The organism is Turicibacter sp. H121, from assembly GCF_001543345.1.
Taxonomy (GTDB): Bacteria; Bacillota_I; Bacilli_A; order MOL361; family Turicibacteraceae; genus Turicibacter; species Turicibacter bilis.
In genome coordinates, this window is the sequence record NZ_CP013476.1 from 1,787,728 (window position 1) to 1,800,883 (window position 13,156).

Sequence of the window (13,156 nt, forward strand, 5' to 3'; positions counted from 1 at the left end):
TTTGAAAATAAAGTTTGAAAGAATACTTTAATAGGAAGTGGATTAGAGTTTCCTAGAAGTATAGTTGGAGCTTTTTTTAGCAGGATATTTATTAAACAAATTGAGTTAGCTGTATCAGGTGAAATCATAGGAACATGGATTATAGGCACACTTTTAACTTATCCATTGGCAGCACTGGTAATTGGAAAAGAAGTGGCGGTCTTGGTTTATCTCGTTCTATTTCAATTAGTTTGGGAGAAGTGAATCTAACAAAAAAGACTGGCTAGCGTCCTAGCAGTCTTTTTGTTAGTGTCTTCTATGGTTCGATATGCGTTAAAGGTTAATGTTTTTGTTCTTTTTTCTTTGTTGTGACACCTGTTCCAGGAACAGGTTCACCAGGTTCATAAATTTTACCTGGTTGTTTCACTTTCTTTTCATTATACTTATGCATTTTACCAGACATCGTAATTCACCTCCATAATCGTTATCATTTACTAAAATGATAGAACTAATCCATAAAAGTAAAAATAATCAGATCATTAGATAAGAGAAAAAAATTAGATGTATTAAAAATAATGGTAATCATTCTAAATTTTATAAATTAACCTTGCTGTTAAAGAAAAAATATGGATAAAATTCGAAAAAATATTTTAATTATGGAAAAAATATTATAAAATGTATATGTAAAGTGAATATATTGGCAAATCTAGGGAAATCTAGAGGCGCAAAGCTAAAGGGGCTAAGGTTTATATAAACTATGCCAGCCAGTTGCCGAAGAATGATAATTCTTTGTATTTCATAAAAGAAATAATAACAAGCTTTGAACAGGCTTTTTTTATGATGTTTTTTTGTGATATTGAAATAAGATGGCAACTACCTTTTATAGGTAGTTTTTTTATTCTTAGGCGTGGTACCCTTCTTGCTTATATAAGCAACAAGAGAAATGGGTAGTTTTTTATCACTTTCAAATTATCATTAAGAAAAAGGGGGAAGATCATGAAAAAAAGTTTACCGAGTGTATTAGCATTATCACTAATTATCTCAAATTTTTCACCAACACTAAGTGTATTCGCTAATGAATGGCAAAAACAAGTGAAAGTTTCAGAAGAAGAAACTAAACAAAATAAAGTGAGTGAAGCGATTGTTAGAGGCTTTGCATTAAATAGTTATGATAACTTTAATGCTTACAATGAAAAGTATCGCGTCTCACGAGATGAGATAGTCTCATTCTCAAATAATGGAGGACAATATAATTCAAGTTCGTTAGATAAAGCATTTGATAATAATTTATCAACTCATTGGGAAACTGGAACAAAAAATACTTCCTCATTTATCAATGAAGTGATTATTGAATTTAATCAGATTCAATCTATTGATCGTATTGTTTATGCCACTCGACAAGATGGGGCTAAAGGAAAAGGATTCCCAAATGAATTTGAAATTTATGCTTCGTTGTGTGAGGAAGACGATGATTTTCGATTAGCTGTTACTGGAAGTCATACTACAACAGGAAATATGATGGAGTTTAAGTTTGATACGATTCAAGCTAAAAAAATTAAATTTGTTTTTAAATCAGCTAATCAAGATTGGGCCAGTGCATCAGAATTTTGGTTCTATAAAGAAGATGCACTTCTGAATCAAATGAATCACATTTTTACGAATGAGTCTAAAAATGAACTAAGTGATGAATTTAATACTATTGACAAGTTAAATAAATTTGAGGTTCTTGCGCAACAACATCCATTATATGACGTTATCAAAGAAGATATTGATAATGCTCGAGTCTTATTAGAGTCAAAAGAAGTTAACTATATGAATGCAATCATTTCAAAGTTTACTTCTTTTGATGATGAAAGAGTAGAGGCCTATGATGCATTATATAAAGTGCCTTCTGAAAAAATCACAAGTATCACGACGAATGGTGGTCAGTATGCAAATAATACTATTTTAAATGCAATGGATAATGACATCAATACAAGATGGCATTCGGGATCTCAAAATAGTTCAAGCCATACGAATGAAGTTATTATTACATTAGAAGAATTAACAACAATTAATCGCTTAATGTATTCAAATAATCACTCTAGAGGATATGCTCAAGCATTTGAAATTTATATCTCAAAAACATCTCAAGGTGATACATTTGAAAAAGTAACAGCTGGAGAGATGGCGATTGATACAAAAAATACGATGGAGATTTTATTTAATCCAACAGATGCACGTCGTATTAAATTTGTGTTTACAGAAGGATATGAAAACTGGGCACTTGCTTCTGAGTTTGGAATTTATAAACCAGATAGTATCTCTGAAGTAATGGATCGCTTATTCATAGATAAGACTATGAGTGAATTAAACCCGGAATTTGCTACAATTGCAATGATAGAATCATTGACTGAACAAGTAAAAAATCATCCATTTGCTGATGAGTATATGGAAAAGTTGAACATTGCTAAAGAGTTAATAGAATTTGGTACTATCCAATTGGGAACTTCTAATATAAGTAAATTTACACCATTTTATACAGAATATATCAAACAATATGATGAGATGTTCCGTGTGCCTATTTCTGCAATTAGTAATAATGGTGGAAATTATCCAGGAGCTCTACTTCAATATGCAATTGATGAAGATATCACAACGCATTGGGAAACTGGGACTGCTAATAGTGATACATTTAAAAACGAAGTTATTTTAACGTTAGATAAAGCAGTAGAAGTTGATCGTTTAACTTATAAACCTCGAACGATTAATAAAGGATTCCCAACAAAATTTAGTATCTATATATCGCCAGTTACTACAGGAGATAATTTTCAAAAAGTTTCGGAAGGTCACTATGCGGTGACAAATGACATGTTACAAATCAAGTTTGATTCAACAAAAGCAAAGCGTATTAAATTTGTTTTTGAAGAAGCCTATCAAGATTGGGCATCTATTGGAGATATCCGTGTTTATAAGCAAGATACTACTGCAGATCAAATGAAAAATCTATTTACAAATGGACTGATGAATGAAGTATCTGAAGCTTTTAATACAATTGAAAAATTAGAAGCTTTAGAGGAGAAAGTGAATGAGCATCCATTAGCTTCTGTTTATCAAGAAGATATTCAATTAGCAAAAGATATTATTAATAATGAATTACAAACGGTAAAAACAGTGACTGTAGAGCAGCACGGTGACCGAAATGCACACACTAATCAGAATTTAAAGTTTGGATTTGGAAATAACAATCAACCAACTGGAGTGTTGGCGAAACCAGGTGATACAGTTATTGTTTATGTTGATGCTGAACCAGGAAAACCATTACCTCAATTGTTTTTCTCACAGCAAGAGGGAAGTTTTGCAAACTGGGGAAGAACGGTTAGTTTACATGCTGGAAAAAATGTCATTACAGTTCCAGAGGTTACTCAAAATGATGGGTGGTATCATCATTCAGTAACACCAGGTGGAGCGGTATATATTGTTAATCCTTATACAGAGGAGCAACAAGGAAAGTCACCAGTTATCCGATTTGCTAAAGGTGTTGAAGTATTTCCAATGGTGGATAAAAATACAGATGAGCAAGAGTTTTTACAGTTATTAAAAGATTATAAAGCACGATTAGATGCAGATAAAAGAGCGAATCCAGATGTGATGGATCGTCAAATGATTGATATAGTTGAAATTGTATCTGATCACTTAGTATTCACGGGAACAGCAACCGGCGCATATGAAGCCTATGTGAACCAAGAGTTTAGTCCACTTCAAACTGTAAACATGTATAATGATCATATGGACTTAGTGTTTGAATTTTTAGGGCTAGATGGTAGCAATGAGTTAAATGATATCAAGTATACACGTGAAAATATTCGTCTGGCTCAACCCTATGGCTATATGTATGCTTATACAAATCACATTGGGGTTCAAGGTGATGTGATGGTTAGTATGTTAACGAGTGTCGGTGGTTGGGGTGTTGACCATGAGATGGGACATCGATTAGATATTCCAGTTCGAACAATTGGTGAAGTTACAAATAACATGATTCCGCAAAATTCATCTTATTACTATAATAAGCTTAATAAGCGTATTCCATTTGAAAGCCATGTTTATAAAAATGTTATCGCTACAGATAATAATGAGTACTACTCAGGTAATTACTCTGAAAATTTAGCAGTATTTTGGCAATTAGAAATGATTTATCCTGGTTATTGGGCTAAACTTAATCGACAATATCGTGAGAACAATGTTGTATTAGATTCACAAGATTCAGCAAACGATAAATTAAATCAATTAGCAAAATACTCAAGTATTGCGTTAGAGTTAGATTTAACTGAACATTTTGAACGCCATGGGTTCTTTGTTTCAGATGAGACAAAAGAATTTGTCAGTCAATATGAAAAGCCAGAAGTTAAAACATGGTATGCAAATTATGATTATATTGAATATCAAGGAAATGGCTTTGAAAAAGAGATTGGATTAATGGTTGAACGTTTAACACAGGGTGAACATAATCAGTTAGTATTCAAAGTAAATCCTGATGTTGCCACTGATGTATTAGGATATGAGATTTTTAAAGATGAAGAATTAATCGGATTTACTTCAACAAATAGTTTTATTGATACAACGACTCAAGTGGGCGAAGCAGTTGAGTACAAGGTAATTCCTTATGATAAGAAATTAAATTCAGGTGAAGAAGTTTATCTTCATTCATTAGCACCGACAGTTATGATTGGTCAAGACAAGGTGACGGTCAAATTAAATGAAGCATTTGAACCGATCAGTCTTGTAAGAGCCTATACATATACTGGTGAAGAGATGACGAATGCAGTAACTGTTAATCACTCAGTTGATGTGAGTCAAAAAGGAATCTATCCAGTTACTTTCATGGCCGAAGATCAAGGAATGACAACGACTAAAATGATTAAAGTCGAAGTCGTTAGTGATTATGACTATTTATCGGATAGTGAATGGACAGATGTTGAAACAGTATGGGGAACACCAAGACGAAATGAAAATATTAAAGGGCGTATAAACGGTGATATTCAAACCTTTGAAAAAGGATTTGGAATTCATGCTGATGGAAAAATAACGTATGATTTAACAGGATTAGACTACGATCGATTTGAAGCATTAATTGGGGTAGATATGAATATTGCCTCTCAGTTAAATTCAAGTTTACAAGTAAAGGTTATTGCAGATGGTCGAGTTTTAGCAACGACACCAATTTTAAAACATGCCGATAATATGGTATTTATCGATGTGCCAGTTAAAGGGGTTAAGGAATTAGTCATTGAAATAAATGATGCAGGGAATGGAAATACGTCAGACCATGCTATAATTGCTAATCCAAAATTAATTACAAATAATGCAAAACCTACATTAACGATTCCAAATGATACCGCAGTGAAAGTGGGACAACCATTTAAAGATATTGTAGGGACGTATATGGCAATAGATGCTGAGGATGGTGAATTAACGGATTCAGTTGAAGTATCAGGCGTAGAAAATGTTAACTTCGATTGTCCAGGAAATTACACAATTACTTACACTGTTACAGATTCAGATGGAAATCAAGTTAAAAAAACTCGTACGATTTCAGTCTTTGATATGAATGATTTTACGTATTTAACAGAGTATGACTGGAAGTCAGCCACTCAAAGTTATGGAAGCACAAAAAAAGATATTTCTACAAGTGGAGCTGCCTTATGATTAACAAATGAAGATGGAACGGTTGCAACATATGAACGAGGAATTGGATCACATGCAAATGCCACTATCATCTATGATTTAAGTGATAAGGATTACCAATTCTTTAGTGCATCTGTTGGTGTTGACCGTGCAATGTATGGAAGAGTGGGAAGTGTTTCATTCGAAGTTTATGTTGACGGGGTAAAACAATTTGATAGTGGATTAATGCAATCAAAAGATCCACAACAATATATTGAGGTTAGTTTAGCCGGGGCAAAAGAATTAAAACTAGTGGTGACTGATGGTGGAAATGGAATTGGATCTGACCATGCCACATGGGGAGATACAAAGTTATATTTTGTTAATAGTAATCGTGAGGGAATTGATCGTTCAAAACTTAATCAACTATTAATAACAAGCCAAGAGTTACGTTCAAATGATTATACAGAAGAATCTTGGAATCAATTAATGTCAGTTGTAGATGAAGTGAATAGTCAGTTAATGAATGGTTACACTCAAGAGAAAATTAACAGCTTAACTTCTCAGCTTGAAGCAGCATTAAATCAATTAATTTTAGCTACTAATTATCAATCATTAATTGAATTATTAGAAGTGGCAACTTCTATAGAATTTGATAAGTATACCAATGAAAGTATTGAAGTATTAAAACATGCCATGAATCAAGCAACAGAAATGATAGCTGCTAATAATAGTCAACAATATGAAGTCGATCAAATGGTTGAACAATTACAAGTAGCTATTAATGAGTTAGAAGAAGCCATCGATTTAAATCAAGTGGTTGAATTTACTGATGAAACATTAAAGTTAGCTGTTATTCAAGCATTAAATTTAACGAAAAATGAGATTACCATGGGAGATATCTTGAACATAACTCATTTAGATGTAAGCAATTCTGGTATTTCGAGTTTAACAGGCTTAGAGTATGCTAAAAATCTTCAATCACTAGATATTTCATACAATCAAATAACTAATCTTTCTCCTTTATCTGAATTAAACAACTTAACACACTTAAATGTAGGTTATCAACTAATTGAAGGAGGAATGTTAGAAACTCAAGATGGAATCATAAAATTTAAATTAGAGTTAACTAATCGAAACGGAGAAAGGTTAACCCCAGAGTTATCACTTAGAAATAATTTAACATTTAAAGATTCTGTTGTTGAAACAATGATTGATGAAGATGGGTATATTACGGTCGATACTACAAAATTAGCATCGAGTACTTACACATTATATGCTCATTATGTTGATGAGGGAGAAGAATTAAAAGTACAGGTTATCTATATGTTCCAAAACTAATGATATATCAAAAATAACCAGTTTCTAGATAGGAGATCTTAATTAGACTCCTATCTTTTTTTTCACCAAGCATAGGCTGCATACATTAAATTAAACGATAGATTAATAGTATATTTATCTTTTTATAGATGGTAAAATGATTATAGAGATTCAATCTTATATAAGTGAAGATACATTTTCTCGAAAGTGGTAGATCACCTAATCCCTATTAGATGAGATTGGTTTTATAAATGGAACGGTCAGGTTATTCACCATGACTAGATTCAGTCTTGATTTCAGAGTATTTTAAGAGCTGAATTTGAATTAAAAGAGTTAGATTGCTTTTTTATTTATATATAGAACAGAGGTGCTATAAATGTTTGAAAAATTAAAGGAAAACAAGCAACTTTGGCTTAATAGTTTAAGTATTTTTATCGTTGGAGTTGGATTGCTTTTTATTTATTTTATTTTAAAAAATGTAGGATTAATTACAGAAGAAATCCATACCTTCATTCTACTCATTAGACCCGTTATCATTGCGTTTGGAATTGCATATGTCTTAAATCGTCCAATGATTTTTGTTGAGAAAAAATTAAAAGGAATCAGTCGGAAGCTATTTAAAAAGGAGATAACGTCAGGTGTAAGTCGTAGTATCACCATCTTATTTTTATTTCTTCTTGTAGTCGGAGCGATTTATGTTTTATTTAATAGCATTATCCCTCCCATTATAAAGAACTTACGCTTACTACTAGAATCTTTACCGATGTTCCAAGACAGTATGAGTTACTACATTAATGAACTTGGACCCTATGTTCAATCCTTTATTACTCAACAACAAATTGATCAAATTTCAAGCTTTGTTACTAATTTATTAAGTAGTGCTGGAACGTATGCCTTACAACTAGGAACAGGTGTGATTACGAATGTAACAGGGTTCGCGATTAGTGCATTAACAACGATCATCTTATCAATCTATTTCTTAAAAGATAAGGAAGTTTTAATAGATTCTTTGAATAAAGGCGCTGAGGTTTTATTATCTGAAAAAGTATTAAGTCGTGTAAAACAACTCCTTCGTGATTTAGATACTGTATTTGGAGGTTTTTTAATCGCTCAACTCATTGCCGCTCTCTTAGCAGGTATTTGTTCGACCATTATTTTACTATTGATTGGTCATCCATTTGCCATTTTAGTTGGGCTAGTTACAGGTGTTGCCAACGTCATACCGTATATCGGGCCTATTTTAGGTGCCATTTTAGGAAGCGTACTTGGATTATTCTCAAGCTTACATCTAGCGATTTTATCGCTCATATTGCTAACTATTTATCAACAACTAGATGCCAATGTCATTCAACCCAAACTATTAAGTAGTAGTGTGGGTCTCAATCCGGTATGGGTATTAATCGCTATTTTAATTGGAGGTCATTATTTAGGCATGGTCGGAATGATTGTCTCAATTCCTTCGGCGGCCTTAGCACAAATCTATTTAACCCGTCGTTATCACCGACTAAAAGAAAAACAACAAATCTAAACAGCTATCATGATAGCTGTTTTATTTTTAGCTTTGCTAGACGAGACAGTTATTATTGGTTATTTACCTAGCGCAAGCTAATGAAAAATTTCAAAATGATTTTCAATAATTTTTTGATATCAAGTAATTTATCCTCAACAATCTTCTCTATGAGGGCTTTTTTTGATTGTAACGATTGTTTGATTGAAATTATGTAATTAAATAGGGGGAATCGATTGTTATTCCCTCTAAGATGGTTAATGGGTATCTCCTTCAGATAGGTCCTTCATTTTTAAATTTAAAATGTGACACGATTATCAATTCATAAAATTTATTCTTTCTTTTTATTACTAGCACTTCTAATTATTTAAGGATAGAGTGATGATTTCGTCATCTTTTGTAAAAAAACATCGATATTTTTCCGACGATTTAAAATAATAAAATAAGAAAGGATGATTTTTATGTTTAAACCTAAGCATGTTTATATCGAAAAAGAAGCATTAGATTATACACTAGGGAAAGAGTTAAAAAAGCAGTTTGAAGATATGCAGATTCCTGTCGATATTCTGGAAAGTAATCGTGTGAACTTTTTACGTGGGAAAAGTGTGCAAGAAAAGTATGAAATAGGGAAGCGAGTTCTTGTCATTGGCGTACGCCGTACTCTTGAATTTCAATCATGTAAACCATCTGCTCACTATCAACTTCCACTGGTCACAGGTTGCATCGGAAAATGTGAATATTGCTATCTAAACACGAATCTCAAAGATAAGCCTTTTACGCGTATCTATGTCAATCTCGATGACATTTTGAAAAAAGCAAAACGATATACACAGACAGGGAAATTTAAACCAACCATTTTTGAAGGATCCGCAACCTCAGATCCTGTCCCTGTTGAACCCTATACGCATGCCTTAGCTAAATCCATTGAATTTTTTGCTAAAGATCCTAATACAAGATTTCGCTTTGTCACAAAATTCACCGATATAGATGACTTACTTCATCTCAAACATAATGGGCATACTGAAATGCGCTTTTCTATTAATACAGATACCGTCATTGAAAGTTTCGAACATGGGACCCCAAGAGCAAAACAACGAATTGAAGCAGCCCGCAAAGCAATAAAAGCAGGATACCCCGTTGGATTTTTAATTGCGCCGGTTTTCATCTATCCCAACTGGAAAGAGGATTACCTCATGCTTATTAAAATGTTAAAAGACTTTCTTCCAAATGAAGAGTCACAACATCCCATCACTTTTGAAATCATCTCCCATCGATTTACACCAACCGCTAAAAACCATATCCTTCAAGTCTTTGAAGAAAGCCAACTTCCCATGAATGAAGCTGAACGGACTTATAAATATGGTCAATTTGGTTATGGAAAATATGTCTATCCAAAAGAAGTTATCGCTGAAATCAAAGAACTCTTTGAATTCGGATTAAAACATCTTCCATTTCCTTATGAAATTAAGTATATTATCTAGTTGTAGAAGGGAAAATTTTATTTATATTCTGAGTCTTTACCAGAAATAGCCCTTGATGATTTTTTCTATTAAAACGATGAATTTAAGTGTTAAAATGAGTTGTTTTCCATATAATTTAAACGTCATTTTAAATAAGAAAATATTTTTTTAAAATCAACAATGCGTTTGGGTGATGAGCTTATAGTCTTTAAATATTTTCAAATTAATTATTTTTGTAAAACGCTATCCCAAATCTTTACAAATAGATATTCGCATGATATGATGATGATATGGATTGTAACTGGTTAGGCAGGCAAAACCCACTTCTATAGGGAGGGTTTTGCCTTTTTTATATTCATTTTGAGGTTAGCTTGATGATAGGAGAGGAAGATAAATGTATATTGAAAAAGTATTAAATAATAATGCATTTATATCTTTAGATGAAAATGGTGAAGAAATAATTGTAATGGGAAAAGGAATTGCTTTTGGAAAGAAAGGAAACCAACAAGTTGATTTAACGAACTTAAATTATAAAATATTTTCGTGTAAAAATAAGAACATTAATAATAAATTAATTAGTATTGTCTCTGACTTACCACAGGAATATATTTTGTTAACTCGTAAAATTATTTCGACATTTGAAAAAGAATATAATAAAAAGTTAAATGAAATTATTTACGTGAGTTTAACAGAACATATTCATGGTGCAATTGAACGTTATCAACAAGGAATTCAAGTTAAAAATCCATTGTTAATGGAAATCAAACGATTATTTGCTGATGAATACGAAATTGGTCGAAGAGCATTAGAAATGATTCATCAGGATTTTGGAGTTGCATTTGAAGAAGATGAAGCAGGGTATATTGCTTATCATATTGTGAATGCTGAACTTAATAACGATATGATAAATATTGCAAATATCACTAAAGTGATGCAGCAAGTTTTAAGTGTTATTAAATATCACTTTAAAGTAGAGTTTAATGAAGAGTCTAGTACGTATTATCGTTTCATTACACATTTAAAATTTTTTGCACAACGTGTTTTTAGTAATGCTGTTTATGAAGAAGAAGATACGGAATTATTCTTCATTTTAAAAGAAAAGTATCATGAGAGTTATGAATGCGTTTTAAAAATAAAAGAATTAATCGAGCATGAATATAATTATGATTTATCATTAGAGGAGCAATTATATTTAATGATTCATATTGAACGAATTAGAACAAAAGCAACAATTTAAGATAGTTAATAATGCTGGATAATCCATCAGCTTATTATATATAGTAAGATTGTAACTACGCTATAGATGAAAATCTATATATGTAGGCAAAACTTCATTTGATTTTTAAATGAATGGAGGAAGAAAAAATGGATTATAAGAAATTAGCTGAAAGAATTCTTGAAAAACTTGGAGGAAAGGAGAATGTAGAATCTGTTGTTCACTGTATGACAAGACTTCGCTTTGTATTAAAAGATGAAAGTCAAGTGGATGATGAGCAGGTGAAAAAGATTAAAGGTGTGATTGGGGTCATGAAAAAAAGTGGCCAATATCAAATTATTATTGGTAATGAAGTGGCGTCAGTTTATAAAGAAATTTGTGCGCTTGGTAATTTCAAAGAAAAAACATCGGCAAAAAAAATAGAGAAAAAAATCAAAATATCATTTCTGAAATGTTAGATATCATTTCAAGTGTTATGTCTCCCGTTATCCCAGCCATTATTGGAGCGGCGATGATCAAAGTTTTATTAACTGTTTTACCGATGATAGGGATATTAAGTAACACAAGTCAAACTTATGAACTGTTATCAGTTATTGGAGATGGAGCTTTCTTCTTCATGCCAGTATTAATTGGAATGTCAGCTGCAAAACGATTTAATGCTAATCCATATTATGCCGTGAGTATTGCACTGATTATTTTACATCCAAACTTTATCTCTCTTTTAAAGGGAGCAAATGAAGCAGGACAAACAGTCAAGTTCTTTAACTTAATCCCAGTTACTTATGCTAATTATTCTTATTCAGTTATTCCGATTATTTTATCAGTAGCAGTCTTACCTTATATTGAACAATTTGTTGATAAAATTACGCCAAAAATTACAAAAAACTTCTTAAAACCAATGTTAGTGATGTTATTTATTGCACCAATCGTTATGGTTGTCATTGGTCCACTAGGAGCTATCTTTGGTGATATGTTATCAACTGCTGTTTATTTTATTCAAGATAAGTTAGGTTTTATTGCAGTTGGATTAGTAGCGGCTGTCTTCCCGTTTGTGGTTATGACAGGAATGCATCATGCCTTTACACCAATTAAATTAGGAGTTTTAGCCACAACAGGATTTGAAGGATTTATTTGTATTGCAGAATTCTGTGCAAATATGGCCCAAGGAGCGGCAGCATTAGCGGTATCAATCAAATCAAAAAATTCTGATATTAAACAGAGCGCAGGGTCATCAGCATTTTCGGCTTTAGTTGCAGGAATTACAGAACCTGCTTTATACGGAACGAACTTACGATTTAAAAAACCAATGATCGGAGCTTGTTTAGGAGGATTAATGGGGGGATTAGTCGGTGGTTTCTTCCAAATGAAATGTTATGGAGTAGCAACACCAGCAATTGTAACCATTCCACAATATCTTGAAGAAGGAAATCCGCAAAGCTTTTTATATATTTTAATCACGTTAGGGGTAACAGTTGTTTCAACCTTTATTATTACTTATGTGATTGGATTCGAAGATCCGGTTGAAGAAGATGATGAAGAAATGTTAGAAGAGAAAGTTACGATTCCTTTAAATACAGGATTAAATATTGTGAGCCCTTTAGAAGGACATATGATTGAGTTATCACAAGTAAATGATGTCACTTTCTCTAGTGGAGTAATGGGAAATGGTGTTGCCATTATCCCGACAAAAGGTCAAGTTGTTGCTCCATTTGATGGAACAATAGATGTCTTTTTCAAGACACACCATGCCATTGGATTAAGAAGTGAGACAGGGGTTGAGTTATTAATCCATGTTGGATTAGATACTGTTAACTTAGAAGGAAAATACTTCACACCTCATAGAAAGCAAGGAGATACTATTAAGACAGGTGATGTGATTTTAGAGTTTGATATTGAAAAAATTAAAAAAGCAGGATATGAATTAGTAACGCCAATTATCATCACAAATAGTCAACAGTTTATGGATATAATTGTTAAGAAAAAAGATGTTGTAACAGCCAATGATCAAGTATTAGCTATTATTTAATGAGG

General features: G+C 32.3%; 9 protein-coding genes and 1 riboswitch. Of the genes, 8 read left to right on the forward strand and 1 reads right to left on the reverse strand.

What is annotated here, in order from left to right:
* Positions 1 to 84 precede the first annotated feature (84 nt).
* Complete coding sequence (locus tag AT726_RS13620; protein WP_443079968.1) at positions 85 to 243, forward strand: energy coupling factor transporter S component ThiW; 159 nt, start codon at positions 85 to 87, stop codon at positions 241 to 243.
* 76 nt (positions 244 to 319) lie between these two features.
* Here AT726_RS13620 and AT726_RS13430 read toward each other — a convergent pair whose 3' ends face one another.
* Complete coding sequence (locus tag AT726_RS13430) at positions 320 to 442, reverse strand: hypothetical protein (protein ID WP_256637878.1); 123 nt, start codon at positions 440 to 442, stop codon at positions 320 to 322.
* A 226-nt stretch (positions 443 to 668) separates the two neighbouring features.
* Positions 669 to 755, forward strand: a riboswitch (cyclic di-GMP riboswitch).
* A gap of 220 nt (positions 756 to 975) precedes the next feature.
* On the opposite strand from AT726_RS13430, the gene AT726_RS08605 reads away from it, so the two are divergent.
* From AT726_RS08605 to AT726_RS08625, 7 genes are all read left to right on the forward strand, one after another.
* Complete coding sequence (locus AT726_RS08605) at positions 976 to 5,664, forward strand: discoidin domain-containing protein (RefSeq protein WP_237297053.1); 4,689 nt, start codon at positions 976 to 978, stop codon at positions 5,662 to 5,664.
* Between the two features lie 69 nt (positions 5,665 to 5,733).
* Positions 5,734 to 6,963 carry an NPCBM/NEW2 domain-containing protein gene (locus AT726_RS13220; protein WP_237297248.1) on the forward strand — a complete coding sequence of 410 codons (1,230 nt, stop codon included), beginning with the start codon at positions 5,734 to 5,736 and terminating at the stop codon, positions 6,961 to 6,963.
* A gap of 355 nt (positions 6,964 to 7,318) precedes the next feature.
* Positions 7,319 to 8,470 carry an AI-2E family transporter gene (locus AT726_RS08610; RefSeq protein WP_068759396.1) on the forward strand — a complete coding sequence of 384 codons (1,152 nt, stop codon included), beginning with the start codon at positions 7,319 to 7,321 and terminating at the stop codon, positions 8,468 to 8,470.
* A 440-nt stretch (positions 8,471 to 8,910) separates the two neighbouring features.
* Positions 8,911 to 9,930 carry a spore photoproduct lyase gene (splB, locus tag AT726_RS08615; RefSeq protein WP_055244155.1) on the forward strand — a complete coding sequence of 340 codons (1,020 nt, stop codon included), beginning with the start codon at positions 8,911 to 8,913 and terminating at the stop codon, positions 9,928 to 9,930.
* Positions 9,931 to 10,303: 373 nt separating this feature from the next.
* The gene (licT, locus tag AT726_RS08620) at positions 10,304 to 11,146 is read left to right on the forward strand and encodes a BglG family transcription antiterminator LicT (RefSeq protein WP_068759397.1); all 843 of its coding nucleotides are present in this window, start codon (positions 10,304 to 10,306) and stop codon (positions 11,144 to 11,146) included.
* 128 nt (positions 11,147 to 11,274) lie between these two features.
* Positions 11,275 to 11,583, forward strand: coding sequence for a PTS transporter subunit EIIB (locus tag AT726_RS13060; protein ID WP_201023050.1), 309 nt, complete (start codon positions 11,275 to 11,277; stop codon positions 11,581 to 11,583).
* Positions 11,577 to 13,151 (forward strand): glucose PTS transporter subunit IIA, encoded by a 1,575-nt coding sequence (locus AT726_RS08625; RefSeq protein WP_201023051.1) that lies wholly within the window; start codon positions 11,577 to 11,579, stop codon positions 13,149 to 13,151. Before AT726_RS13060 ends, AT726_RS08625 begins: the two co-directional genes overlap by 7 nt.
* Positions 13,152 to 13,156: the final 5 nt, after the last annotated feature.